This is a genomic window from Curtobacterium sp. MCBA15_013 (genome assembly GCF_001865095.1).
In the GTDB taxonomy this organism is placed as follows: Bacteria; Actinomycetota; Actinomycetes; order Actinomycetales; family Microbacteriaceae; genus Curtobacterium.
Genome location: NZ_MJGQ01000008.1, coordinates 194,807 through 217,847 on the forward strand (window position 1 = coordinate 194,807; position 23,041 = coordinate 217,847).

Here is a 23,041-nt window from a genome sequence, read left to right on the forward strand (position 1 = left end):
TGGCCTGGTGCAGCGCAGCCTCCCCACCCGAGCGATCGATCCCCGGCCCGCCCGGACCCGTGCAGCGATCATCGCCGCGACCGAACACCTCGTCGCCGCGGATCGCACCGCCGAGGTGTCCGTCAACGCGATCGTGCGCACTGCAGGTGTGAGCCGCAGCGCCTTCTACGCCCAGTTCTCCGACCTTGATGAACTCGCGGTCGCGATGCTCGTCGACGCGTTCCGGGAGATCGGCCTCGACGACCTCCGTGCACGCGCCGAGGACGTGGCCGGCGACGGGGCCGGCTCCGCCGGGGACGCGCGACGACGTCTGGCAGCCGCGTCGAACCGGCGCCTCGTCGAGCACATCGCGGCGCGGTACCCCTTCTACCGGGCGTCCCTCGACTGGCGGCTGTCCGGACGTGTGCACGAGACCGTCGTGTCGGCCTACGCAGACCAGGTCGCAGCGACGATGCGAGTCCTCGACGACCGGGTGCCCGCGGGGGTGGACTCCGACGACATGGCCAGGTTCATCGCCGGCGGAGCGATCGCCCTGCTGACGGCGTGGCTCCGTGACGATGCACCGGAGCAGCAGGACCGGATCGTGGAGCGCCTGCTCGCGGTGATGCCGGACTGGCTGGTCGGCTCCGACTGATCCGGAGGACTTCTCCGCCACCCGAGCGGAGCTCGCGCGTCCCGCACGCGCAGACGTCGAAGAAGACGAGAGGAACACCATGAGCAGGACCTACGTGGTCACCGGGGCGGCATCCGGCATCGGCAAGGCCACCGCAGAACGACTGCGAGCCGACGGGCACGACGTGATCGGCGTCGACATCAAGGACGCCGACGTCGTCGCCGACCTCAGCACCGCCGAGGGACGCACGACCCTCGTCCACGATGTCGAGCAGCGGTCCGGCGGCCGTGTCGACGGTGTCGTGGCGGTCGCCGGCCTGGTCGCGGCCAGCCCGGTCACCGTCGGGGTGAACTACTTCGGCGCGATCGCGACGCTCGAAGGGCTCCGGCCCCTCCTCGCCGGGTCGGACGCACCGCGTGCGGTCGTCGTCGCGTCGCTCGCAGCGCTCGAGGAGGTCGACGACGGCCTGTACCAGCGCCTCCTGGCCGGTGACGAGCCGGGCGCTCGCGCTGAGGCGGAGCGCATCGGGACCGCGACGAACGCCGCGGGGTCGAGCGCGATCTACTCCACCACGAAGAAGGCGATTGCCCAGTGGGTGCGCCGCCACGCGAAGGACCCCGAGTGGGCCGGAGCGGGCATCGCCCTGAACGCGATCGCTCCCGGGGTCATCGAGACGCCGATGACCGCCGCCGCGCTGCAGACGGCCGAGGGACGAGCTGCCCTCGACGCCGGAGCACCGTCCCCGTTGAACGGACCGGCGGCACCGCCCTCGGCGCCGGCCGCGCTCCTGGCGTGGCTCGCCAGCGCGGAGAACACCCACGTCACCGGTCAGGTCGTGTTCATCGACGGCGGCGCGGAGAGCATCCGCCGCCCCGAACTCGTCTGACACCACCGAGCACGCGAAAGCAGGGAACGACATGGCACGACTCAGCGACAAGGTCGCGATCATCACGGGCGCGGCGAGCGGGATGGGACTCGCCGGCGCCCAGCTCTTCGCCGCGGAGGGCGCCACGGTCATCATGACCGACGTCAGCGAGGACGCGCTCCAGCGCGAAGCTGCAGCAATCCGCGACACCGGTGGCTCGGTCACCGCGCACACGCTCGACGTCACCTCCCCGGAATCGTGGGCATCGGTCGTCGAACGGACGGTGTCGGACCACGGCCGGATCGACGTCCTCGTGAACAACGCGGGAATCCACATGGCGAAGGGCATCCTCGAGGCGGAGCTCGACGACTGGAACACCGTCATGGCCGTCAACACCACGGGGGTCTGGCTCGGCATGAAGTCCGTCATCCCGCACATGCAGCGGCAGGGCAGCGGCTCCATCGTCAACGTGTCGTCCATCGCGGCGATCGTCGGCGGGGTCTCGGACGCGGGCGGTGCGGCGTACTCCGCGTCGAAGGGCGCGGTCCGGTCCCTCACGAAGCACGCGGCGCAGTGGTTCGGTGGCGACGGGATCCGCGTGAACTCGATCCACCCCGGCTCGGTCTACACCGGCCTCGCGGTCGCGGCGGGTATGAGCAAGGAGGACATGGCCAGCCAGCTCGGCGGCGAGATCCCGCTCCCGCCGCACATCGGTGAACCGACCGACATCGGCTACGGCATGCTCTACCTGGCGTCCGACGAGGCGAAGTACGTCACCGGGGAGGAACTCGTCATCGACGGCGGGTGGACCACCCACTGACCGGCCCTCCGTCACGCCCCCATCTGCACGACCCCGATCGCGGACAGCACGAACGCCACGATCGCCGCGCTCGACCGGAGGACGTCGATCCGCTCCCACCGCACCACGACCCGCTTCCAGTCCGCCGGCGGGTCGAGCGGATCCCAGTCGTTGACCCCGATGTTGATCGGGACCGTACCGAGGAACGACGCCAGGACGAACACCCCGAGCGCCACTGCGGCTGCCACTCGCCACCCGAGCCCGTCGCCCGCGCCGGCGACGACCAAGACCGCGAGGGTGGCGAGCACCGCCGGCACCATCAGCATCGGCACGACGACCTTGAGCGACCTGACGAGCGCGATCCGCGTCCGGAGGTGGGCATCGTCCGGCAGAGAGGCCATCGCCGGTTGGACGCCCCATCGCACGGTGAACTCCTCGCCGGCGAGGAGACCGACGAGGACGAGCTGCACGACCAGGATCACGTTCACGGACGACAGCCTCGTCCGTGCCGCTCACGCCACGCTGACGTGGCGCTCACACGGGTTCGACAGCACCGTCACCGGTGCCTGGGAGCCGAGACGGCGCGCATTCGACCACGAAACGGAACAGGAGCGGCCCCGCTGCCTGCGGGGTCGCTCCTGTTGACCGTGGCTCTTACGACTGCGCGACGCAGACCTGCTTGACGCTCGTGACGTGGCCCGTCGAAGCGCCGATCTGGAACGTGTACGTGTGGTACCCGGAGTTGTAGCTGTACGAACCGCTCTTCGTGACCACGCGGATCAGGTTCGTTCCGGCCGAATTGCGGTCTGGTGAACCGAAGATGTGGACTTCACCCGTGCTCGTCCAGTTCAACTGGGCGGTCTTGTTCCCGCACCCGATGGTCAGGAGTGACCCGATCTTCTCGGCGTGTGCCGGACCTCCGGTGAACAGGGTGGCGGTGACGAAGGCCACGGCGACCAGCAGGAGAGCGCCGAATCGCTTTCGACCGGTAAAGGTCGACGTCGTTTCTCGGGAGATTTGGCTGGTGATGTTCATGTTGCCTCATTCACTTCCGCTCGGGGATTCCCCGAAATGCCTTCGGGATCCCGTTCGGACGCTAACACCGGCGAGATGCGGTCGACAGTCCGCTGTTCTGTGGACTGCAATCCCCGGAGCATTGCGTATAGGGTCTCCGCCACAGCCGCAGCAGTGTTCCTCGGGCACGCTGGAGCGGCACCGCTGACGATCGGGGGACCGTGCAACAACGCTGTGACCAGTGCCGACTGCCCATCCAAGGCGAACCGGTCCGGACGGCCACCCGGACGCTGTGCGTGGCGTGCGGGAGGACCTTCCTCGGGCTGGCTGCCGGAACGATGGCCGGCAACGGCGACGTCGGGCAGTCGATCGCGACGGCGGGCTGGTTCGAGCGACTGCGCCGACGCAAGCTGGACTGAGCACCGCGATCGAGGTCAGCGCACCGCTGCGAGCACCGCCGCCTCCTCGTCCACCCCGAGCCCGGCCCGCCGCGGCCGCTCCACCCCACGCGCCCGCTCGTCGTCGAGCACCCCGGCGAGGGTCTCCGTCAGCGGACGACTCCGACCCCCGGCATCGCGGAACGCCCGCGCAGACCGGTGCATCAGCGCCGCATCGGAGTGCGGAAGCCACAGCGGCAGCGACCTCGGCCCCGCCCAGTACTGCACGTCGTGGGCGAGCAGCACGTCGTCCTCGACCTCGACGAGCTCGCCGTCGAACCCCGTGGCCTCGACGACCAGGCGGAAGAAGTCCCGCATCGGCACGACCTCGCCGACGGCGTTCACGACCCCGGTGTGACCCGTCCGCCCCGCCCGTCCGACCCACGCGGCCAGGTCCGCGACGTCGATGACCTGCACGGAGCGCCCTTGCGACGTGGGGACCAGCACCGGACCGGGTCGGCTGAGTCGGGCGGGCCAGTACCCGAACCGGTCGCTCGGGTCGCCCGGGCCGACGATGAGGCCGGGTCGGGCGACCAGGAGCCGCGATCCCAGTCGGTCGGCGCTGCTCCGCTCGGCGGCGACCTTGGCGTCCGCGTACTGCGTCAGGTCGACGGGTTCGACGACCTCGGCGGTCTCGTCCGCGCCCGGTTCGTCGTTCCGGGCGTAGACCGAGGTGGTCGAGACGAGCGTCCAGTGCGCGGCGGAGTCTGCGAGCGCGTCGAGCGCGGGACGGACGAGCTCCGGGTCGGACGAGAGCTCGACCACCTCGTCCCATGCGCCACGCACGGGTTCGTAGGCACCGTCCGCACGACGATCGGTGCGGACGAGTCGGGCGCCGTGCGGGACGTCACCCGTCGCACCGCGTGCGAGGCAGGTGACCTCGACGCCGTCCTCGAGGAGGTCCCGGACGATCGCACGTCCGAGCCATCCGGTCCCACCCAGCACCAGTGCCCGCATGGACCCATTCAACCGTGGTCGACACCGAGCGTCCGGCTCGTCCACCCCGCCAGCGCGGCGGTCGCCGTCCTCGAGATCGTGGCGTCGGGGAGCATGCTCGTGAAGCCGTGGAAGGCTCCCGGCCACACGTGCAGCTCGGCGTCGACGCCCGCTGCCCAGAGTCCGCTCGCGAAGGCCACGGTCTCGTCGCGGAAGACCTCGGCGCTGCCGCAGTCGATGTAGGTGCGCGGGAGTCCGGCGAGGTCCGTCGCCCGCGCGGGAGCGGCGTACACGGACACGTCGTCGGTGGCGCGTCGGCTGCCGAGGTAGGCGTCCCAGCCGAACCGGGTCAGCTGGCGGTCGGCGACGCCGACACCGTCGATCTGCACGGTGGAGACGGTCTCGTCGCGGTCGTCGAGCATCGGCGACACGAGGATCTGGGCCAGCAGCGACGGCCCGCGTCGATCGCGGGCGAGCAGGGCCGTGCCCGCTGCTAGGCCACCCCCGGCGCTCTGCCCGGCGATGACGATGCGGTCCGGGTCGATGCCGAGCTCCTCGGCGTGCTCGGACACCCACACGAGCCCGGCGTAGCAGTCCTCGACCGGGAACGGGTCCGGGTACTCGGGCGCGAGGCGGTAGTCCACGCTGATGAGCACGACGTCGTGGACCAGCAGCCAGTCGTCGTAGGAGTCGAGGTTCCCGAGGTGGTGGCCGAACACCATGCCGCCCCCGTGGATCGTGTAGACCCCCGTGGTCGCGCCGGTGCGACCGATGCGCTGGATCACCGCGAGGTCGATCGGGTCGCCGCGGTGACCGGGCACGGTGATGCGTCGACGCTCGTACCCGCGGGCGTGCAGCCGTGCGTCGAGTTCGGCCTCGGTGGCGTCGAGCTGCCGCATGTGCGGCAACACCTCGGGCGTGATGGTGACGGGGCCGCGCGCTGCGAGGGCGTCGAGGAACGGCACGAGTTCGGGGTCGAACGGCGGGCGGGTGGTGACTTCGGACACGGGTGCACTCCTTCGATGAAGAAGTGGCGACCCCCGTGAGCCGCGTGTGAGTACCCGGCAGCCGATGGGGCGCGGGCCTTTTCCCTCTGCGCCCGACGATAGCGCATCCCCGACGGGCGCCCACCCACGCCGATCAGGTCGGTCGGTGCTGCTCCGCGTACCGACGCGCACGACCGATCCGCCGGACCGAGAGCGGGATCGCCCAGGCGAGCACGACGACCATCGCGACCAGGAAGACCACGGGCAGCCGCCCCAGGTCGCCGCGGACCGCGGACGACACGAACTGGAACGCGATGGCGACGTACAGCAGGCCCGTGAACACCAGCTGGAACTGCAGGGCCAGGGGGACGATCCGGGCGTACCGGACCGCTCCCGCGCGGTCGGCCTCGTCGAGCGGGAGCTCCTTGCCCCGCAGCACCACCTTCGCGTACCGCTGCAGGCGGCCGAGGTCCCGCCCACCGCTGTCGCGGAGCGCGCGGTTCAGCGGGAGCGCCACGACGATCGCGGCCATCGCCGTCGCGGTGAAGGTCAGCTGGCCGCCGAGCAGCACGACCTGGAGGAGCGCGCCGCCCCGGTCCGAGAAGGCCGCAAGGAGCGTCACCCCGATCGTGCAGACCACCGCAGCGATGACGAAGGTCGTCGCGATCGAGCGGATCGCGCGTCGGACCAGCCCGACGCCGGGGACGTCGTCGCTCAGGTCGCTGATGGGCGCCTCGGTGCCGCGGAACAGCGCACCGAGCGGGCGGGCGACGGCGAGGAGCACCCCGGCCCCGACGACGAGCAGCACCGGCACCCAGAGGGGCGCCTGCGCCGACAGAGCCGCCAGCACGAAGACTACGGCGGCCACGACGTCGACGGCGGCGACGACCGCCGAGACTCGGAACAGGGACCGCTGGCTCTCGGGGGACGAGTGGTGGTCGTAGTAGCCGGCCAAGGCCCCGACGAGGACCGGTCCCATGACGACGAGTGGTGTGCAGACGGCCGCGGCGACGAGCCAGCCGTGCGCCGCGCTCCCGAGCTCGAGCGCCACGAGCAGCCCGCCACCGAGGGACAGCGCCGTCGCGACGACGATCGTGGCGACGTACAGCAGGACCCGGATCACACCGTCGCCTCGGTCCCCCGGATCCGTCCGACGACGACGTCGACGATCCCCGCGAGCAACGCCGCCGCGACGAACCCGAGCGCCACGCCCAGTCCGAGCGGCAACCCCTGCGCGTAGTCGCCCTTCGAGCTCGCGAGCGCCGAGTAGAAGACGCTGCCGACGGCGGCGATCCCGATCGCGGACCCGACGCGCGCACCGACCTGGATGAGCCCACCGGCCGAGCCGCCCTGCTCCACCGGCACCTCGGACAGCGTGAGCGTCTGGTTCGGCGAGATCGTCAGTCCGGAGCCGACACCGGCGACGAGGAGCGGTACGACGAGCCACCATCCGAGGTCGGACCGGTAGTGGTTCGCGACGACCCAGATGACCCCACCGAGGCCGATCAGGACCAGTACGGTCCCGACGACGATGAGCTGTCGGCCGAACCGCGAGACGACGCGACCGCCGATGGTCGACGCGACCCCGGACCCGATCGCGAACGGCACGGACGACAGGCCGGCGAGCAGCGCGGAGTACCCGAGGCCGGACTGCAGGGCCAGCGTCAGGACGAAGAACAGCGGCGTGAACCCGGCGAAGTACAGCGTCGCGAGTCCGACACCGAGCGAGAACGACCGGCGGCGGAACAGTCCGAGGTCGATGACGGGCTCCTTCGACCGCGCGTACCGCCGCTCCCACAGCACGAAGAGCGCGCCGAGCACGACGGCGGCGACCACGAGCCACCACTTCGCCGTGCCCTTCCACTCCTGCGACTGCACGAACGGCAGCAGCAGGGCGACCACCGCGGCGCCGAGCAGGACGATCCCGACCGGGTCGAAGTCGTGCTTCCGGCCGCGTTCCACCCGGCTCGCCGCCGGCAGGTAGCGGAAGGCCAGGAGGATCGTGACGAGTCCCACGGGCAGGTTCACGAAGAAGACGAACCGCCAGCCGTTCTCGGTGCCGAAGGCCGTGATGAGCAGACCACCGACGAGGGGGCCGATCGCCGTGGCGATGCCGACCGTGGCGCCGAACAGCCCGAAGGCGGTGCCGCGCTCCTTCCCGCGGAACAGCTGCTGGATGAGGGCCGTCACCTGGGGCGTGAGCAGACCACCGGCGAGGCCCTGCACCAGCCGAGCGACGACCAGCACGATCCCGTTCGGGGCGAAGCCGCAGAGCGCGCTCGCGAGGGTGAACAGGCCGACCCCGATGACGAACATGCGCCGGCGGCCGGAGGCGTCGCCCAGTCGACCGCCGGGGACGAGCAGGAGCCCGAACGACAGTGCGTAGCCGGACAGGATCCACTGCACGGCCTCCGGGGTGGCCCCGGGGAGCCCGGACGAGATCGACTGCAGCGCGACGTTGACGATCGACACGTCGAGCAGGACGATGCCGCCGCCGAGCAGGCAGATGACGAGGGCCTTCCACCGGTTCGGGTCCGGCTGGTCGCCGGATCCGACGTCGGAGTGCTCGGATCGCTCGGGGGGCGCGGCGGTGGCCGCGTGGTGCGCATCGTGGTGCGCGACGGTGGGAGCCGCGTCGGGCTCGGCGGGGAGTCGGTGTTCGGGTGCCATGACGCTCTCACGCTAGGCCGCAGCGGAGGCGCTGGTCCGGCGAGCACGGATCTTGTCCACACCTTCAGGAGGCGCGGTGCGGGTCCGGTACACCGGCTGGCAGCATGGCCTGGTGACGACCGATCCGGACCCCGCCCTCGTCCCCGAGCTCCTCGTCGCCGACCTGGACGCGAGTATCGGCTTCTGGTCCGGCCTGTGCGGGTTCGGCGTGGCCTACGCGCGTCCCGAGGAGCGGTTCGCCTACCTGACCCTCGGATCGGCGCACGTCATGCTCGAGCAGGCCGGGGTCGGTCGGAACTGGCTCACCGGGCCGCTCGATCGACCACTCGGCCGCGGGATCAACCTGCAGATCGGTGTCCCGGACGCGGACGTCGTCGCGGCGTCGCTCCGTGCCGGCGGTGTGGAGCTCTTCATGCCGGCGGAGACGCGCTGGTACCGCGTGGGCGACGAGGAAGCCGGGGTGCGGCAGTTCCTGGTGACCGATCCCGACGGGTACCTGCTGCGCTTCCAGTCGTCCACGGGGCGTCGACCGGTCGCGCCGTAGCGCGACTCACGCGTCGTCGCGCAGCGACCGCACCATGCTCCGCAGTGCTCGGAGCGCCGCGCCCTGCTCGTCGGCCGACATCCCGCTGAGCATCCGGACCTCGACCCCGCGGACGGCTGCCGAGGCCTCGGCGAGACGCTCCCGCCCGAGCGGGGTGAGCTGGACCGGCAGCGCCTTGCCCACCGGTGCCTCCGACGCGCGCGACACCGAGCCGTCCCGTTCGAGCGCCTGCAGCAGGACGTTCATCGACTGCCGCGTCACGAACGCCCCGCGAGCGAGGTCGGAGTTCGACGACCCCGGACGCTGCGCGAGCAGCTCGAGGCACGAGTAGTGCGTGACGGTCATGCCGAGCGGGCGCAGGACCGACTCCATCGCGGTGCGGAGCGCGCTCGCTGCCTCCTTGAGCAGGTACCCGAGGGACGTGTCCAGGTCGATGCCGTGTCCGTCTTGACGCATGTCAGTAGTCTGACATAGGTTCTTCCGTGTCAGATAACTGACACCAACGAAGGAGACCCCATGCCCGTCACCGGCCCCGACTTCATCTCGCTGCAGACCCGCGATCTCGACGCGTCCCAGGCGTTCTACGAGCAGTACCTCGGCCTCGTCCGGTCGCAGGCGGGTCCGCCGCACGCGGTCGTCTTCGAGACCACGCCGATCGCGTTCGCCCTGCGCGACCTCGTGCCCGGCACCGACCTCGACGCCGTGGCGCAGCCGGGCATCGGCGCGGCGATCTGGCTGCACGCGACCGACGTCCAGGCGATCCACGACGCCTTGGTCGCCGACGGCCACCGGATCGTGTCCGCGCCGATCGACGGCCCGTTCGGTCGGACGTTCACCTTCGCCGACCCGGACGGGTACCAGGTGACGTTGCACGACCGCGCCTGACGCCCTGGCACGGGCGGACCGGACGGTCTACGGTGTCGCCATGAGCGATGACGCCGGGGACGAGCAGCTGTGGCGGTCGATCGTCGGGCGGCCAGCGCTCTGGATGGCCGTGGCGTGGACCGCCCTGGGCGTGGTGTGGCTCGTGTTCGCCGCGATCGAGGGCGGCGACGACGCGTGGCGGTGGATCATCGGTGCGGTCTGGATCGCACTCGGCGTCGGCCGGATCGCCGTCGCGGTCTGGGACCGACGGCACCACCGTGGGCGGTACGCCGGGCGCTGACCCGGCGGCGCGGGCGGTACGCCGGGCGCTGATCCGGCGGCGCGGCTCGTGTCACTCGTCGTCGGGGGTGGTCCGGCGACGGGCGACCAGCAGGACGGCGACGAGCGCGGCGGCGACCACGACCGCGATCCCGCCGAGGATCCACGGCGTCGCCCCGGGCCCGGACGACCCGGCCGTGGCGCTGGTCGCACCGGCACCGGCTGTGGCGCTCGGCGTCGGGGTGCCCGCGCTCGGGGTCTGCGTCGGTCCCGTCGCCGTCGGAGCAGGGGTCGGAGTCGGGGTCGGTGCTCCGGTCGACGTGAACCGGTAGCTCCCCGAGATCGGGTGTCCGTCCACCGAGACGCTCCTCCAGGTCACCGTGTACGAGCCGGCAGCCGTGAGGTCGGCGGCCGTGCGCAGCGTGCTGCCGTCGACGTCGACACTCCCCGCGCCGACCTCGGCGCCGTCCGGGCCGGTCACGCTGACGACGATCCCGGACTCGAGCCCGGCCAGCGGCGGCTCGGAGAACGTGAGGGCGACCTGGTCGAGGTCGCCCCCGACCGTCGCGTCCGCAGCGGGTGCGGTCGAGGCGAGGACGTCGTGGGCGGACGCGGGGGCCGCCGTGACGAGGACGAACGCCAGGGCGACGGCCGACGCGGCGGTGGCGAGCAGGGCACGGAAGGGCACGGTCCATTGTCGCCGATCCTGACCGGACGCACAGGACGTCGGCCCGGACGACGGACCCCGTGACGACTCAGTCCATCGCGTCGTCGTAGACCCCGATCAGCCGGTCGAGGAAGGTCTGCACCGTCGCACGCTCCGCGGGGTCCAGGTCGTCGACGATGCCCTCGATGCCCTCGATGAGCGGCAGCACGAGGTCGTACGCACGGTCCGAAGACTGCTCCGCCGCCGTGACGACGAGCTTGCGTCCGTCGCTCGGGTGCCGTTCCCGTCGGACGTGCCCGGCGCCCTCGAGCCGGTTCAGGACGAGCGTCATCGCGGCGGTCGAGATCTCGAGCCGACGGGCGAGCTCGGTCGGGGTGGCCGGCCCGGTCGCGATGAGGTGATCCATCGCTTCGAGTCCCGCCGCGTCGACCGACAGCGCCGCGGCGAGATGGCGCTCGAAGCGCTGCTGCCGGACACTGACCTGCTGCACGCGGGACCGGATGTCGTCGTCGGGGAGCGACCGCCCGTCGCGTCGCGCCGTCGCCCGGTCGTGGCGGTCCTGCCGGTCGTCGGGGCGGTCGGTCGCTGGGTGCTGGTCGTCGTTCGGCACGTCCACCATGGTAGTCGTGTACATTGCCAATCTCATTGGTAATCAACGACGTGAGGGACCATGACCGATCACACCCGCGGACGCGTGCTCATCTCCGGCGCGAGCATCGCCGGCCCGGCGCTCGCCCACTGGCTCCACCGCTTCTCGTTCGAGACGGTCGTCGTCGAGCGGGCGCCGTCCCTCCGCACCGGCGGGCAGAACGTCGACGTGCGCGGAGCCGGGCGTGAGGTCGCGCGCCGGATGGGCATCGAGGACGACATCCGCGCCGCCACGACGGGCGAGGTCGGCACCCGGTTCATCGGTCCGAGCGGCCGGACGATCGCGGCGTTCCCGGCGGGGACCTCGGACTCCGGCGGGGCCACCGCCGAGCTCGAGGTCCTGCGCGGTGACCTCGCGCGGCTCCTCGTGGACGGGACGTCCGACGCCACCGAGTACCGCTACGGCGACCGGATCACCCGCATCGACCAGGATGACGACGGCGTGACCGTGGCGTTCGAGCACGGCCCGGACGACCGGTTCGACCTGGTGGTCGCGGCGGACGGCATCGGATCGAGCACCCGTCGGCTGGTGTTCGGCGACGAGCCGGAGATCCGGTCGCTCGGGCTCGAGACGACGTACGGCACGATCCCCCGGACCGCGGCGGACGACGACTGGTGGCGCTGGTACAACGCACCGGGTGGCCGGTCGATCACCCTCCGCCCCGACCAGCACGGGACCATCCGCGCGGCGATGTCGGTCGTGACGGACCGGAAGCGGGAGCGAGCCGGCTCCGAGCGCGGCGACCTCGATGCGGTGCGCCGCCGCCTGCACGCGGTGTTCGGCGACGCCGGGTGGGAGGCCGAGCGGGTCCTCGCGGGGTTCGACCACTCCGAGGACCTCTACTCCGAGGCGATCGGACAGGTCCACGCCCCGCGCTGGTCGGACGGCCGGGTGGTGCTCGTCGGGGACGCCGCGTACTGCGCCTCGCCGGTGAGCGGCATGGGCACGAGCCTCTCGCTCACCGGTGCCTACGTCCTCGCCGGGGAGCTCGCCGCCCACGTCCACCACCGTGACGCCCTGCGCGCGTACGAGCGCATCATGCGCCCGTACGTCGCGAAGGCGCAGCAGCTGCCGCCGGGCACGCCGCGGATCGCGAACCCGAGGTCCCGGCTCGGGATCGCGGCCTTCGGCACCGCCGTCCGCGTGGCGTCGCTCCCCCTCGTCGGGCGCCTCGGCGCCCGCTTCGCCACCCCACCGGCCGAGGCGATCGACCTGCCGGACCACGCGCACCTCGAGTGAGCTGGTGGCGGACGGGAGGCGCGGTGCGGGCCCGCCACGCGCCTCCCGTCCGTCCCGTCCTCCCGTCCCGCAGCGATGTGCGCTACGGTCCGGTCATGATCGTCTGGATCAACGGGACGCACGGCGTCGGCAAGACGACCACCAGCAGGCTGGTGCAGCCGCTCCTGCCGGACGCTCGCGTGCTCGATCCGGAGAAGGTCGGCGAGACCCTCATGGACGTCCGGCCCCCGCTGCCCGAGTCCGGCGACTTCCAGCACTGGGACCCCTGGCGACCGCTCGTCGTCGAGACCGCGCGGCAGGTCCTGGCCTTCGCGGGCGGCACGCTCGTGATGCCGCAGACGGTCCTCGTCGAGCGGTACTGGCGGGAGATCGCGGACGGGTTCGCGGCGCACGGGATCCCGGTCCGGCACTTCGTGCTGCACGCGGAAGAGGAGACCCTGCGGGACCGGATCCAGAACGACGCCGTGGTGGGGCCGTCCACGTTCCGGTCCAGCCGCGTCGAGCCGTACGCCGAGGCGGCACGCACCTGGCTGCACGCCGCGGCCGAGGTCGTCGACACGACGGAGACCCCGCCCGAGCAGGTGGCACGGAACATCGCCGACGCGGTGCTGCAGGTCGCACGGTGAGCGCCTTCGTGCAGCGGTCGCAGTGGTCGGTCGTGACGTCCGAACCAGCGGACGCGGCGGAGCTCGTCACGCGCATCCCCGACGTCCGACGGGCCACGGTCGAGGGTGCGCCCTCGGGGTTCTCGTTCGAGGAACGGCGACGTGGCTCCGAGCTGCTGTCCCTCGTGTCGATGGCGAGCACCGGCGTCGTCGAGGGAACGGTCGAGGCCGAGTCCGCGATGGTCCTGTTCTGGCTGAAGTCCGGCAGCGGTGCGGTCGACGGCGACGGGGTGCCCACCGGCCGTCCGGTCCTGTTCCGCCACGACCCGCAGCAGGTCCGGTGGGACGGGTTCCAGCTCGACCTCATCCGCATCGACCGGACCACGGTGGAGCAGGTCGCTGCCGAACGCGGCGCCTGGCAGCCGGGGCCGATCGAGTTCCAGCCGCACCACATCCCCGAGGGGCCGACGCTCGCCGCCTGGTGGTTGATGGTGCGCGCGGTGGCGGCCGACGTGCTGCGCGGTCCGGAGGAGGTCACCGAGGAGCACGAGCGCGAACTGACCCGCTTCGCGGCGGGCGGCCTGCTCACGGCGATCCCGCACTGGCCGGTCGGGCAGGACCAACCCCGCACGGCAGCGGCGGCACGGTTCGCCCGGGCCGAGGCGTACCTGCTCGAGCACGCGACCGAGCAGATCACCGTCGAGGACGTCGCGGCGGCCGCGGGCCTGAGCATCCGCGGGCTGCAGGACGCGTTCCGGCGCCACCACGGCATCACGCCGACGACCTACCTCCGGCGCATCCGACTGCTGCTCGCCCGTGAGGGCCTGGAGTCCGGGGACGACCGGAGCGTCGGGGACGTGGCGCGGGACTCGGGCTTCGCGCACCTCGGACGGTTCGCCGGCAGCTACCGCGACGAGTTCGGGGTGCTGCCGCGGGAGACCTGGCAGGCCGCGCGCCGCCGCTGATCCGCGCGCCGCCGCTGAACGCCGCGCCGCGCCGGTCAGGCCGCCAGCGGCTGGTCCCGCAGCGCCGGGCAGTGCTCCGGCGTCGGGTGCTCGGTGATCGCGATGACCTCGTCGAGCCGGTCCCGTGCGGCCTCGAGCTCGGCGAGCTGCGCCGTGATCCGGTCCCGCTCGGCGACGAGGAGCGCGAACGACTCCGGCGTCGCCACCCCTGCGTCCACGCACGGCAGCAGCTGCACGATCGTGCGGCTCGGCAGCCCGGCGGCGAAGAGCTGCTGGATGAGCTGGACCCGCTCGACGGCGGGCACGGCGTAGGAGCGCTGGCCGCTCGCCGTCCGTCCGGCCGGCAGCAGTCCCTGCTCTTCGTAGTACCGGAGCGACCGCACGCTCACGCCGGTCGCCGCAGCGAGGTCTCCGATGCGCACGATCTCCTCCTTGCACCTGACATCGATGTGAGGTCTTAGCGTAGCCGAGCCGCTGCGGGAGGTGCCCGCTCGGCAGGAGGAACACCATGGACATCGCTGGATCGGTCGCACTCGTCACGGGCTCGAACCGGGGGATCGGACGACGGTTCGTGCAGCAGCTGCTCGAGCGCGGCGCCGCCAAGGTCTACGCCACGGCCCGGCGCCCCGAACTGGTCGACATCGAGGGGGTCGAGGTGCTCCCGCTCGACATCACCGACCAGGCGTCCGTCGCGGCGGCAGCGGCTGCGGCGTCCGACGTGACCCTGCTCGTCAACAACGCCGGGATCACCACGCAGGGCTCGCTGCTCACGGACGACCTGACCGACGTGCGGCGGGAGATGGACACGCACTTCTGGGGCAACCTCGGGATGGTCCGGTCGTTCGCGCCGGTGATCGAACGCAACGGCGGGGGCGCGATCGTGAACGTCCTGTCGGCGCTGTCCTGGTTCGCGTACCCGGGCTCGGGCGGGTACGCCGCCGCCAAGGCCGCGGAGTGGAACATGACGAACGCCGTCCGCCTCGAGCTGACCGGCCGGGGCGTCACCGTCCAGGGGCTGCACCTCGGAGCCGCCGACACCGACATGATGGCCGGCTACGAGGGGCCGAAGGTCGACCCGGCCGAGGTCGCCCGGCTCTCCCTCGACGGTGTGGAGCGGGGCGCGGCGGAGGTCGTCGTGGACGACTGGAGCGCCGGGGTCAAGGCGTCGCTCGCCGAGGCGCCCGAGCGGTTCTACGCGCAGTTCGCGTGATGCGGCCAGCGTGACCAAGAGACGGACGGGAGGCGCGGTGCGAGCCCGCACCGTCCCTCCCGTCACGGCCGGCGTGCCGCTGGCGCGTCACGCCGGTACCGGCGGGTGGGGCCCTCCTCCCGTCCGCCGCTCCGCACGTTCCGCGCGCTCGTCGCGTCCTCCGCGCTCGCCGCGTCAGGACCGCGCACGGGATCGGACCGACGGCGTCAGCGATCCGTCAGGACGCTGTCCGCACGGCCGCCCCCGTCGGATCGTGGAGTGGTGACCCTGACCGCGATCCTCCCGACGCTCCGCGCGTCCCTCCCCGACCCCGTGGACCCGACCCTCTGGCCCGCCCACACCGAACCCACGACCGGCGACGTCCTCGTCGCCGCCGTGTCGATGGTCCGGCTGGCCGAACTCGCCGGCACCCCGTGCGTGCACACCGCCGAGCAGGCACCGCCCCGCTACCGACCCCGCACGTGGACGCCGGGCGAGGTGAGCGTCGCCGTGGCGTCGGTGCTGCGCGTGCGGCGCCCCCGGACCGGTGTCGTCCTGCTCGAACTCGACGCGGTGCTCCCCCGGTTCGCCGTCCTCGACCAGGTGCGGCTCATCGGCCGGGTGAGCACGGCGGCCCCGACCGGGACGTACGTCCTCACCCCCTGCGCCGGCGCGGAGGACGGTCCCTTCCACCGGCTCCCGGCGCCGTTGCCCGCGGACGTCCGCGAGGGCGACCTGCTCTGCTTCCCCTGCGTGGCCGCGATCCGGCACCGCGACGTCGCGGTGCCGGTCCGTGCCGAGGTCGTCCGGTGAGCGCCGTCTCCGACCTGCTCACACGCGTGGTCGACGGCCCGCACGTGTGGGGCCGGTACTCGGTGCGCCCCGTCGACCGGACGATGTGGAGCACGAGGACCCTCGTCGTCTACCCGCCTGGTACGACCCGCCGCGAGCGTGCGGTGCTCCGCGCGTGGTCGGCGTGGCCGGCCGTGGGGGCACTGCTGGCGATCGCCGTGATGGCCGCGCTCGCTCCCCGCGCCGCCCTCGGGACCGTCGCCGCCGTCGGGGTGTACGCGGGCGGCTTCCTGGTGCTCGGGCGGGCCGCCCGTCGACTCCGTCCCGGTGTCCGGACGTTGACGGTGACGACCTTCCACGGCACCGGGCGACCCGAGGTGCACGGGGACGTCCGGTTGCTCGGCGCCTCGCTCGACGCGTTGACCGTGCCGGAGCGGGCGCTCCGTGCCGGTGCGATCCGACCGGTGGACTTCGAGTCGATCTGGGCCGACGTCTGGGACGACCTGCCGAGCGGCCCGCGGTCCCGGGTCAGTCGCGCAGGAACGCCTCGAGCTGCCGGGCCACGAGGTCCGGTCGGGTGATGAACGGGTGGTGCCCCGTCGGGAGTTCGACCGACCGGGTGGCCCACGCCGCGTGCTCCCGCTGGAGTGCGACGGTCGTCGAGCGGTCCTCGGCGCACACCACCGCGGTGGAGTCCACGCCGGCCCACCCCTCGGCGCTCGTCGGGGTGCCGAACGCTCGGACGTCCTGCGAGGTGACCCGGTCCCACGCCGCCCGCTGCGTGGCGGCATCGGCGTCCTGCAGGAACCGGGCACCGAACGACCGCTCGTCGTACCCGTCGACGACGATCCGCCCGTCGGCGTCCGGACGCACCGCGACGGGGTCCGGCTCGCCGGACATGATCGACCCCTGCGACGCCCCGACGGGCGGCAGGTAGCTCGACACGAGCAGCAGGTGCCGGACCGCGGGGTGCGGGCCCGCCTCGGCGATCACGGTCCCGCCGTAGGAGTGTCCGACGACGATGGCGTCGGGGACCTCGTCGAGGGCGCGGCGCAGTGCGGCGGCGTCCTCCTGCAGGCCGCCGCCGGTGTCGGTCTCCCCGCACGACGGCAGGGCCACGGCGCGGCTGACGATCCCGGTCCGTTCGCGCAGCAGGTCGCCGGTCGGAGCCCACCACCAGTCGCCGTCACGGACGAGGGCGCCGTGCACGAAGAGGACCGTCGGGCTCGTCACTCCATCACCATCGCGGACATGCGCGTCATCAGGCCACGGGGGACGAAGCGGTGCGCACTCGCCAGCACGGCGTTGCGCGCGCCGGAGACGACCGTGGGTCCGCCGGCACGGGCGAACGCCCGCAGACCGACGCGTGCGACCTCCTCCGCCGACTGCCGACCGCCCTCGAGGAACGACCCGCCGCCCGCGGCGTCGAAGAAGCCCGTCGCGGTCGGGCCGGGGCACAGGGCGAGCACCCGGACGCCCTGCCCGCGCGTCTCCTGCCAGAGGGCCTCGGTGAAGGACAGGACGAACGCCTTCGTCGCGCCGTAGAGCGCCATGTGCGGGGTGGGCTGGAACGCGGCGGTCGAGGCCACGGTCATCACGCCGCCGACGCCGCGGGCGAGCATGCCGGGCAGGAACGCCCGCGTCAGCCGGACCAGCGCGGTCTCGTTGAGCGCGATCTGCTGCACGATGCCGTCCTCGGGCTGCTCGGCGAAGGTGCCGTGCCACCCGACCCCGGCGTTCGCGATCAGGACGTCGACGCGGGTGCCGTCGAGGGCCGTGATCACCTCGTCGACGCCGTCGGCCGTCGCCAGGTCGGCCGGGAGCACCCGCACCCGCACACCGTGGCGCGCGTGGATGCCCGAGGCGACGGCGTCGAGCTTGTCGGCGGACCGGGCGACCAGGACGAGGTCGGCGCCACCCGCGGCGAGACCCTCCGCCAGCGACTCGCCGATGCCGCCGCTCGCACCGGTCACGAGGGCCAGTCGGCCCCGGAACGGTTCGGGGTTCCGCGCCACCGCTCAGCCCGCCGTGCGGAGGAAGTCGGCGATCGGGGTGGAACCGGTGTTGAACCGGATCGTCCGGCCGATCGTCTCGTCGCCCTCGACCGCGTCGGCCACCACGTGCGCGACATCGCCGCGCGGGACCTGCGTCGAGGAGCCGTCCCAGTCGACCGAACCCGTGGGCTCGTCGTCGGTGAGGGTGCTCGGCGCGACGACCGTCCAGCGGAGCCCCGAGTCGCGGAGGACGGCGTCGGCGATCATCTTCGACTGCGCGTACGCGAAGAAGTCGTCGTCCTGCGGCACCCCGTGGTCGAGGAGCGAGCCGGACCAGGAGACCATGACGTAGCGGTCGACACCGGCCTTCGCGGCACCCTGCACGGACAGGATCGCCGCGTCGCGGTCGATCGCCCAGGTGCGGGCGGCCGATCCGCCGCCGGCACCGGCCGACCAGACCACGGCGTCGTGTCCGTGGATGAGCTCGGCGAAGTCGGTGAGGGTCTGCTGCTGGATGTCGGCGACGTGCGGCTGCCCGCCGTGGGCGCGGATCTCGTCGGCCTGGTCGGGGTCGCGGATGACCGAGGTGACGGTGTGGCCGCGGTCGGTGAGGATGCGGGTGGCGAGGAGTGCGACCTTGCCGTGGCCGCCGAGGACGATGACGTTGCTCATGCGTCGGACGCTACTCGCGGCGGCTCAGCGCGCGAGGTGCGCGAGGTGCGCACCAGCGGACGGGAGGCGCGGTGCGGGCCGGCACCGTCCCTCCCGTCCGGCGGTCGGTCGCGTCAGCCGAGCCGCCGGCGCTGCACGAGGGTCGCGACGCCGAAGGCGGCCAGCAGGATGCCGACGCACCACGCGAGGGCCACCCACAGGTCCGCGTCGAGCGGCTGCCCGGCGAACAGCGCACGGATCGAGTCCACGATCGACGTCACCGGCTGGTGCTCCGCGAACCACCGGACCGGCCCGGGCATGGAGTCGGTCGGCACGAACGCCGAGCTGATGAAGGGCAGGAAGATCAGCGGGTAGGAGAACGCACTCGCGCCGTCCACCGACTTCGCCGAGAGCCCAGCGACGACCGCGATCCAGGTGAGCGCCAGCGTGAAGAGCACCAGGATGCCGAGCACCGCGAGCCACGCTCCGATACCCGCGCTGCTGCGGAACCCCATGAGCAGGGCGACCCCGACGACCACGGTCACCGACACGGTGTTGGCGACGAGGGACGTGAGCACGTGCGCCCACAGCGACGCCGCGCGCACGATCGGCATCGACCGGAAGCGCTCGTCGATCCCCGCCTGCAGGTCGAGGAACAGCCGGTACGAGGTGTACGCCACCCCGGACGCCACCGTGATGAGGAGGATCCCCGGCAGCAGGTAGTCGATGTACGGCGTGCTCCCGGTGTCGATCGCGCCGCCGAAGACGTACACGAACAGCAGCAGGAAGGCGATGGGCATCACGGCGGTGGTGATGATCGTGTCCGGGCTCCGGAGCACGTGTCGCAGGGAGCGCCCGGTCAGGACGGCGGTGTCGTGGATCGGGTGGGCGGACATCAGGCCACCTCCTTCGTGGTGTCGGCCTTCGTGGTGTCGGCGTCGGGACGGTGTCCGATGACGGCGAGGAAGACGTCCTCGAGCGTGGGGCGCTTCTCGACGTACTCGACCGTCGCGGGCGGGAGGAGTCGCTGGAGTTCGGCGAGGGTGCCGTCGGCGATGATGCGGCCCTCGTGCAGGATGGCGATCCGGTCGGCGAGCTGCTCGGCCTCGTCCAGGTACTGCGTCGTGAGCAGGACCGTGGTGCCGCTCGCGGCGAGGGCGCGGACGGCGTCCCAGACCTCGATGCGGGCCTCGGGGTCGAGGCCGGTCGTCGGCTCGTCGAGGAAGACCACCGACGGGTCGCCGATCAGGCTCATCGCGATGTCGAGCCGGCGGCGCATCCCGCCCGAGTACGTCCCCGCGCGGCGGGACCCGGCATCCGTGAGCGAGAACCGGTCGAGCATCTCGTCGGCGATGCGCCCGGCGTGCCGGAGGTGCCGGAGCCGTGCGACGAGGACGAGGTTCTCGCGGCCGGTCAGCACCTCGTCCACGGCGGCGAACTGCCCGGTGAGGCTGATCGCCTCGCGGACCGCACCCGGATCGGCGGCCACGTCGTGCCCCGCGACCGACGCGGTGCCGGCGGTGGCCGTCGTCAGGGTCGCGAGGATGCGGATCGCGGTCGTCTTGCCCGCGCCGTTCGACCCGAGCAGGGCGACCACGGAGCCGGCCTCGACGTCGAGGTCGACCCCACGGAGGACGCGCAGGTCACCGAAGGACTTCTCGAGCCCCCGGACCCGGATCGCCGCGGTCACGACGGCTCCCCGTCCGCATCGGCCGCCGCGATCGCGTCGACGAGGCGCTGCTGCTCCTTGCTGAGCCACGACCCGAGGCCGTAGTTCGCCTTGAAGTCCTCGGCGAAGGCGATCGGGTCGTCGCCGACCACCGCGCGGACGCTCGTGCCGTCGGCGGCGCTCTGCTCGAACAGGTCCGCGAGGTCGTCGAGCATGCGCATGAGCTGCTCGCCGTCGCTCGGGCCGGTGTACATGAGGTACCGCTCGATGCCGTCGACGGCGGTGCGGTGGCTCGTCGGCAGCGCTGCCGTGCGGGCCTTGTACTGCTTCCAGCGCTTCTTGTCGCCGATGAGCTTGGTCGTGATGTCCGAGATCGAGATCCCCATGATCAGTCCTGTCCGTTCGTGCTGCTGGTGGTGTGCCGGAGGTGGTCGAGCCGCTCGGCGAGGAAGGTCCACGCCCGCCAGAAGTCGTCGAGCTGCTCCTGCCCGCGGGCGTTCAGCGTGAACACCTTGCGGGGCGGGCCCTTCTCCGACGGGACCTTCTCGACGTCGACGAGGCCGCGCTGCTCGATGCGGACGAGCAGGGCGTAGACGGTGCCCTCGGCGATGTCGGTGAACCCCTGTTCCCGGAGCGAGGCGGTGATGTCGTACCCGTGGGCCGGGCGGCCGGCGAGCACGGCGAGGACGATCCCCTCGAGGATGCCCTTGAGCATCTCGGTCTCCTGCTTGGGCATGCGTGCCTCCTGCGGTCGGTGCCGTGTGTCGTGGTGCGCTGTACTCAGTGACGCTGACTACTGGTACATAGTAACGCTGAGTACCAGGAGCGCAAGAGTAGTTTCCGAACCGACACGACAGGAGCACCGATGAGCACGAAGAACGAGCAGCACACCCTGGTCCGCACCCTGGTCCTGGGCATCCTCAGCGGCGGCCGGAGCGCCACCCCGCTCGCCGTCATGGCGCTGAACCACGACCGCTCCTCGCTGAAGGGCTCGTGGCAGGACTGGAAGGTCTTCAGCACGCCCCTCGGCCGTGGCGTCCTCGTCGCATCGGCCGTCGGTGAGCTCATCGGCGACAAGCTGCCGGGGACGCCGAACCGGATCTCCCCCGCCGGCCTCGCCGGGCGTGTGGCGTCCGGAGCGCTCGTCGGGGCCGCGCTCGGCACGACGGGCAGGCGCGACCTGCGCATCGAGGGCGCGATCCTCGGCGGCGTCGGCGCGATCGTCGGCAGCTTCGTCGGCTGGGGTGCGCGCAAGCTCGTCGGCGCCACGACGCGCCTCCCCGACCCGGTCGTCGCGCTCGCCGAGGACGCCGCGACCATCGCCGGCTCCGTCAAGGTGATCACCACCTCGTGACGGCACCGCGTCGGGCCCTCGTCACCGGCGGCAGCATCGCCGGGCTCTCCGCCGCCTACTGGTTGGACCGGACGGGCTGGGACGTCACCGTCCTCGAGCGCTCGGCGGGCTTCCGCACCGGCGGTCAGAACGTCGACGTCCGGGGCGTCGCCCGCGAGGTCCTCGACCGCATGGGGCTGACCGAGGCGATCCGCTCGGCCAACACGGGCGAGACCGGCACGGTGATCGTCGACGAGCAGGGGGACACCATCGTCCGGCTGCCCGACGACGACTCCGGCGAGGGGGCGACGGCGGAGCTCGAGGTCCTGCGCGGCGACTTCGCGGACGCGATCCGGCAGGCGCTGCCGGACCGCGTGCGCCTGGTCTTCGACGACGCCGTGGTCGCGGTGGACGAGGACGGCTCGGACGGACGACCCGTCACGGTCCGCACCCGGAGCGGCGCGACGCTCCAGGCCGAGCTCCTCGTCGTCGCCGAGGGTGTCCGCTCGAGCACCCGCGACCTGCTCTTCACCGTCGAGCCCCGGCGGCTCGGCATCACGATGGAGTTCGGGACGATCCCACGGATCCCGTCCGACGACGACACCTGGCGCTGGTACAACGCCGTCGAGGGTCGACAGGTGCACCTGCGGCCCGACAACCACGGCACGACGAGGGCGATGCTCGCGTACACGAACGACGACGGCGATGTCCCCGACCGGCGCGACCGCTACGCCGGCGCCGGATGGCAGACCGACCGGGTGCTCGACGGGTTCGAGCATTCGGACGACGTCTACGTCGACGACCTCACCCAGATCCACGCCCCGAGCTGGCACCGGGGTTCCGTCGTGCTGCTCGGCGACGCGGCCTGGTGCGTGACACCGATGGGCGGCGGCGGGAGTTCGCTGGCGCTCACCGGCGGGTACGTCCTCGCCGCGTCCCTCGCCGACGCGTCCGACACCACCGCGGCATTCAAGGCCTTCGAGGCGTGGATGCGGCCGCTCGTCGACCGGATCCAGACCATGCCGTCCGGGATCAAGCACTTCGCGTACCCGCAGACGAAGCTCGGACTCGCGGCGCACCGCGCCGCGCACCACGTCCTGACCTCGCGGCCGGTCGCGCCCCTCATGGCGCGACTGACGCACACGGCGGACTCGGACCAGCCGCTCCCGGCCCTGGAGCCGACCCGCTGACGGACGGGAGGCGCGGTGCGGGCCCGCACCGTCCCTCCCGTCCGTCACAGGGGTTCCGTCCGGGCCTGCCACGCCCAGTCGCGTGCGCCTA

General features: G+C 72.5%; 31 protein-coding genes. 14 read left to right on the plus strand and 17 right to left on the minus strand.

The genetic code is table 11. The features are described 5' to 3' along the window. The first annotated feature begins 7 nt into the window (after nucleotides 1–7). The 3 genes from BIV01_RS06765 (at nucleotide 8) to BIV01_RS06775 (ending at nucleotide 2,298) form a co-directional block, all read left to right on the plus strand. A complete protein-coding gene (locus BIV01_RS06765; RefSeq protein WP_071302315.1) occupies nucleotides 8–634 on the plus strand; it encodes a TetR/AcrR family transcriptional regulator in 627 nt (208 codons plus the stop codon). A gap of 79 nt (nucleotides 635–713) precedes the next feature. Continuing rightward, entirely contained in the window at nucleotides 714–1,499 is a 786-nt protein-coding gene (locus BIV01_RS06770) for an SDR family oxidoreductase (protein WP_071302316.1), read from the plus strand. A 31-nt stretch (nucleotides 1,500–1,530) separates the two neighbouring features. Continuing rightward, nucleotides 1,531–2,298, plus strand: a complete 768-nt coding sequence (locus tag BIV01_RS06775) for an SDR family NAD(P)-dependent oxidoreductase (protein ID WP_071302317.1) — start codon at nucleotides 1,531–1,533, stop codon at nucleotides 2,296–2,298. 11 nt (nucleotides 2,299–2,309) lie between these two features. On the opposite strand, the gene BIV01_RS06780 is transcribed toward BIV01_RS06775, so the two are convergent. The 6 genes from BIV01_RS06780 to BIV01_RS06805 form a co-directional block, all read right to left on the minus strand. Then, nucleotides 2,310–2,765, minus strand: coding sequence for an anthrone oxygenase family protein (locus BIV01_RS06780; protein ID WP_217642536.1), 456 nt, complete (start codon nucleotides 2,763–2,765; stop codon nucleotides 2,310–2,312). A 166-nt stretch (nucleotides 2,766–2,931) separates the two neighbouring features. Next, the gene (locus tag BIV01_RS06785) at nucleotides 2,932–3,312 is read right to left on the minus strand and encodes a hypothetical protein (RefSeq protein WP_139199247.1); all 381 of its coding nucleotides are present in this window, start codon (nucleotides 3,310–3,312) and stop codon (nucleotides 2,932–2,934) included. Between the two features lie 413 nt (nucleotides 3,313–3,725). Continuing rightward, a complete protein-coding gene (locus BIV01_RS06790) occupies nucleotides 3,726–4,685 on the minus strand; it encodes an NAD-dependent epimerase/dehydratase family protein (protein ID WP_071302318.1) in 960 nt (319 codons plus the stop codon). Nucleotides 4,686–4,693: 8 nt separating this feature from the next. After that, on the minus strand, nucleotides 4,694–5,671 hold the full coding sequence (locus BIV01_RS06795; protein WP_071302319.1) for an alpha/beta hydrolase: 978 nt from the start codon (nucleotides 5,669–5,671) through the stop codon (nucleotides 4,694–4,696). A gap of 133 nt (nucleotides 5,672–5,804) precedes the next feature. Beyond that, nucleotides 5,805–6,773, minus strand: coding sequence for a hypothetical protein (locus BIV01_RS06800; RefSeq protein ID WP_071302320.1), 969 nt, complete (start codon nucleotides 6,771–6,773; stop codon nucleotides 5,805–5,807). Further along, entirely contained in the window at nucleotides 6,770–8,320 is a 1,551-nt protein-coding gene (locus BIV01_RS06805) for an MFS transporter (RefSeq protein WP_083413830.1), read from the minus strand. The genes BIV01_RS06800 and BIV01_RS06805 overlap by 4 nt, the downstream gene beginning before the upstream one ends. Before the next feature lie 112 nt (nucleotides 8,321–8,432). On the opposite strand from BIV01_RS06805, the gene BIV01_RS06810 reads away from it, so the two are divergent. Then, nucleotides 8,433–8,864, plus strand: coding sequence for a bleomycin resistance protein (locus tag BIV01_RS06810; RefSeq protein WP_071302363.1), 432 nt, complete (start codon nucleotides 8,433–8,435; stop codon nucleotides 8,862–8,864). A gap of 6 nt (nucleotides 8,865–8,870) precedes the next feature. Here BIV01_RS06810 and BIV01_RS06815 read toward each other — a convergent pair whose 3' ends face one another. Continuing rightward, nucleotides 8,871–9,320, minus strand: coding sequence for a MarR family winged helix-turn-helix transcriptional regulator (locus BIV01_RS06815; protein ID WP_070417516.1), 450 nt, complete (start codon nucleotides 9,318–9,320; stop codon nucleotides 8,871–8,873). Nucleotides 9,321–9,380: 60 nt separating this feature from the next. On the opposite strand from BIV01_RS06815, the gene BIV01_RS06820 reads away from it, so the two are divergent. Next, a complete protein-coding gene (locus tag BIV01_RS06820; protein ID WP_070417517.1) occupies nucleotides 9,381–9,749 on the plus strand; it encodes a VOC family protein in 369 nt (122 codons plus the stop codon). Between the two features lie 40 nt (nucleotides 9,750–9,789). Further along, complete coding sequence (locus BIV01_RS06825) at nucleotides 9,790–10,029, plus strand: hypothetical protein (protein ID WP_071302321.1); 240 nt, start codon at nucleotides 9,790–9,792, stop codon at nucleotides 10,027–10,029. A gap of 51 nt (nucleotides 10,030–10,080) precedes the next feature. On the opposite strand, the gene BIV01_RS06830 is transcribed toward BIV01_RS06825, so the two are convergent. Then, nucleotides 10,081–10,695, minus strand: a complete 615-nt coding sequence (locus tag BIV01_RS06830) for a copper resistance CopC family protein (protein WP_071302322.1) — start codon at nucleotides 10,693–10,695, stop codon at nucleotides 10,081–10,083. Between the two features lie 67 nt (nucleotides 10,696–10,762). Beyond that, nucleotides 10,763–11,284 carry a MarR family winged helix-turn-helix transcriptional regulator gene (locus tag BIV01_RS06835; RefSeq protein ID WP_229084766.1) on the minus strand — a complete coding sequence of 174 codons (522 nt, stop codon included), beginning with the start codon at nucleotides 11,282–11,284 and terminating at the stop codon, nucleotides 10,763–10,765. A gap of 60 nt (nucleotides 11,285–11,344) precedes the next feature. Here BIV01_RS06835 and BIV01_RS06840 point away from each other — a divergent pair, with 60 nt between their 5' ends. The 3 genes from BIV01_RS06840 to BIV01_RS06850 all read left to right on the plus strand — a co-directional run bounded on the left by BIV01_RS06840 (nucleotide 11,345) and on the right by BIV01_RS06850 (nucleotide 14,132). Further along, nucleotides 11,345–12,562, plus strand: a complete 1,218-nt coding sequence (locus BIV01_RS06840; RefSeq protein WP_071302323.1) for an FAD-dependent monooxygenase — start codon at nucleotides 11,345–11,347, stop codon at nucleotides 12,560–12,562. A gap of 95 nt (nucleotides 12,563–12,657) precedes the next feature. After that, on the plus strand, nucleotides 12,658–13,188 hold the full coding sequence (locus BIV01_RS06845; RefSeq protein ID WP_070419325.1) for an AAA family ATPase: 531 nt from the start codon (nucleotides 12,658–12,660) through the stop codon (nucleotides 13,186–13,188). Between the two features lie 32 nt (nucleotides 13,189–13,220). Beyond that, nucleotides 13,221–14,132: an AraC family transcriptional regulator gene (locus tag BIV01_RS06850; RefSeq protein WP_217642537.1), complete on the plus strand. Its 912-nt coding sequence runs from the start codon at nucleotides 13,221–13,223 to the stop codon at nucleotides 14,130–14,132. Nucleotides 14,133–14,167: 35 nt separating this feature from the next. Here BIV01_RS06850 and BIV01_RS06855 read toward each other — a convergent pair whose 3' ends face one another. Further along, nucleotides 14,168–14,554: a MerR family transcriptional regulator gene (locus tag BIV01_RS06855; protein ID WP_070417522.1), complete on the minus strand. Its 387-nt coding sequence runs from the start codon at nucleotides 14,552–14,554 to the stop codon at nucleotides 14,168–14,170. An 86-nt stretch (nucleotides 14,555–14,640) separates the two neighbouring features. Here BIV01_RS06855 and BIV01_RS06860 point away from each other — a divergent pair, with 86 nt between their 5' ends. From BIV01_RS06860 to BIV01_RS19705, 3 genes are all read left to right on the plus strand, one after another. After that, a complete protein-coding gene (locus BIV01_RS06860) occupies nucleotides 14,641–15,342 on the plus strand; it encodes an SDR family oxidoreductase (protein WP_071302325.1) in 702 nt (233 codons plus the stop codon). Nucleotides 15,343–15,603: 261 nt separating this feature from the next. Then, nucleotides 15,604–16,134, plus strand: a complete 531-nt coding sequence (locus BIV01_RS19700) for a hypothetical protein (protein WP_071302364.1) — start codon at nucleotides 15,604–15,606, stop codon at nucleotides 16,132–16,134. Next, nucleotides 16,131–16,694: a DUF6611 family protein gene (locus BIV01_RS19705; protein ID WP_071302326.1), complete on the plus strand. Its 564-nt coding sequence runs from the start codon at nucleotides 16,131–16,133 to the stop codon at nucleotides 16,692–16,694. The genes BIV01_RS19700 and BIV01_RS19705 overlap by 4 nt, the downstream gene beginning before the upstream one ends. Here the strand turns inward: BIV01_RS19705 and BIV01_RS06875 are convergent. The 7 genes from BIV01_RS06875 to BIV01_RS06905 form a co-directional block, all read right to left on the minus strand. Beyond that, nucleotides 16,642–17,346 (minus strand): alpha/beta hydrolase, encoded by a 705-nt coding sequence (locus BIV01_RS06875; protein WP_071302327.1) that lies wholly within the window; start codon nucleotides 17,344–17,346, stop codon nucleotides 16,642–16,644. The two genes, BIV01_RS19705 and BIV01_RS06875, sit on opposite strands and share 53 nt — an antisense overlap. Then, entirely contained in the window at nucleotides 17,343–18,086 is a 744-nt protein-coding gene (locus BIV01_RS06880; protein WP_217642538.1) for an SDR family NAD(P)-dependent oxidoreductase, read from the minus strand. Before BIV01_RS06880 ends, BIV01_RS06875 begins: the two co-directional genes overlap by 4 nt. Nucleotides 18,087–18,131: 45 nt before the next feature. Beyond that, complete coding sequence (locus BIV01_RS06885; protein WP_071302328.1) at nucleotides 18,132–18,779, minus strand: NAD(P)H-binding protein; 648 nt, start codon at nucleotides 18,777–18,779, stop codon at nucleotides 18,132–18,134. Between the two features lie 113 nt (nucleotides 18,780–18,892). After that, complete coding sequence (locus tag BIV01_RS06890) at nucleotides 18,893–19,654, minus strand: ABC transporter permease (protein ID WP_071302329.1); 762 nt, start codon at nucleotides 19,652–19,654, stop codon at nucleotides 18,893–18,895. Continuing rightward, nucleotides 19,654–20,448: an ABC transporter ATP-binding protein gene (locus BIV01_RS06895; protein ID WP_071302330.1), complete on the minus strand. Its 795-nt coding sequence runs from the start codon at nucleotides 20,446–20,448 to the stop codon at nucleotides 19,654–19,656. Before BIV01_RS06895 ends, BIV01_RS06890 begins: the two co-directional genes overlap by 1 nt. Continuing rightward, nucleotides 20,445–20,813: a DUF1048 domain-containing protein gene (locus BIV01_RS06900; RefSeq protein WP_071294194.1), complete on the minus strand. Its 369-nt coding sequence runs from the start codon at nucleotides 20,811–20,813 to the stop codon at nucleotides 20,445–20,447. The genes BIV01_RS06895 and BIV01_RS06900 overlap by 4 nt, the downstream gene beginning before the upstream one ends. Before the next feature lie 2 nt (nucleotides 20,814–20,815). Then, nucleotides 20,816–21,163 carry a PadR family transcriptional regulator gene (locus tag BIV01_RS06905; RefSeq protein ID WP_070417530.1) on the minus strand — a complete coding sequence of 116 codons (348 nt, stop codon included), beginning with the start codon at nucleotides 21,161–21,163 and terminating at the stop codon, nucleotides 20,816–20,818. 129 nt (nucleotides 21,164–21,292) lie between these two features. On the opposite strand from BIV01_RS06905, the gene BIV01_RS06910 reads away from it, so the two are divergent. Both BIV01_RS06910 and BIV01_RS06915 read left to right on the plus strand, forming a co-directional pair. Continuing rightward, a complete protein-coding gene (locus BIV01_RS06910) occupies nucleotides 21,293–21,781 on the plus strand; it encodes a DUF4126 family protein (protein ID WP_070417531.1) in 489 nt (162 codons plus the stop codon). After that, nucleotides 21,778–22,950, plus strand: coding sequence for an FAD-dependent monooxygenase (locus BIV01_RS06915; protein ID WP_071302331.1), 1,173 nt, complete (start codon nucleotides 21,778–21,780; stop codon nucleotides 22,948–22,950). Before BIV01_RS06910 ends, BIV01_RS06915 begins: the two co-directional genes overlap by 4 nt. The last annotated feature ends 91 nt before the right edge of the window (nucleotides 22,951–23,041 follow it).

Excerpts from the sequence above, each read along its gene's own strand:
- BIV01_RS06770 (WP_071302316.1), top strand. The coding sequence starts at position 714 with ATGAGCAGGACCTACGTGGTCACCGGGGCGGCATCCGGCATCGGCAAG.
- BIV01_RS06775 (WP_071302317.1), top strand. The coding sequence starts at position 1,531 with ATGGCACGACTCAGCGACAAGGTCGCGATCATCACGGGCGCGGCGAGC.
- BIV01_RS06785 (WP_139199247.1), bottom strand. The coding sequence starts at position 3,312 with ATGAACATCACCAGCCAAATCTCCCGAGAAACGACGTCGACCTTTACC.
- BIV01_RS06790 (WP_071302318.1), bottom strand. The coding sequence starts at position 4,685 with ATGCGGGCACTGGTGCTGGGTGGGACCGGATGGCTCGGACGTGCGATC.
- BIV01_RS06805 (WP_083413830.1), bottom strand. The coding sequence starts at position 8,320 with ATGGCACCCGAACACCGACTCCCCGCCGAGCCCGACGCGGCTCCCACC.
- BIV01_RS06815 (WP_070417516.1), bottom strand. The coding sequence starts at position 9,320 with ATGCGTCAAGACGGACACGGCATCGACCTGGACACGTCCCTCGGGTAC.
- BIV01_RS06820 (WP_070417517.1), top strand. The coding sequence starts at position 9,381 with ATGCCCGTCACCGGCCCCGACTTCATCTCGCTGCAGACCCGCGATCTC.
- BIV01_RS06825 (WP_071302321.1), top strand. The coding sequence starts at position 9,790 with ATGAGCGATGACGCCGGGGACGAGCAGCTGTGGCGGTCGATCGTCGGG.
- BIV01_RS06840 (WP_071302323.1), top strand. The coding sequence starts at position 11,345 with ATGACCGATCACACCCGCGGACGCGTGCTCATCTCCGGCGCGAGCATC.
- BIV01_RS06845 (WP_070419325.1), top strand. The coding sequence starts at position 12,658 with ATGATCGTCTGGATCAACGGGACGCACGGCGTCGGCAAGACGACCACC.
- BIV01_RS06860 (WP_071302325.1), top strand. The coding sequence starts at position 14,641 with ATGGACATCGCTGGATCGGTCGCACTCGTCACGGGCTCGAACCGGGGG.
- BIV01_RS06885 (WP_071302328.1), bottom strand. The coding sequence starts at position 18,779 with ATGAGCAACGTCATCGTCCTCGGCGGCCACGGCAAGGTCGCACTCCTC.
- BIV01_RS06890 (WP_071302329.1), bottom strand. The coding sequence starts at position 19,654 with ATGTCCGCCCACCCGATCCACGACACCGCCGTCCTGACCGGGCGCTCC.
- BIV01_RS06900 (WP_071294194.1), bottom strand. The coding sequence starts at position 20,813 with ATGGGGATCTCGATCTCGGACATCACGACCAAGCTCATCGGCGACAAG.
- BIV01_RS06905 (WP_070417530.1), bottom strand. The coding sequence starts at position 21,163 with ATGCCCAAGCAGGAGACCGAGATGCTCAAGGGCATCCTCGAGGGGATC.
- BIV01_RS06910 (WP_070417531.1), top strand. The coding sequence starts at position 21,293 with ATGAGCACGAAGAACGAGCAGCACACCCTGGTCCGCACCCTGGTCCTG.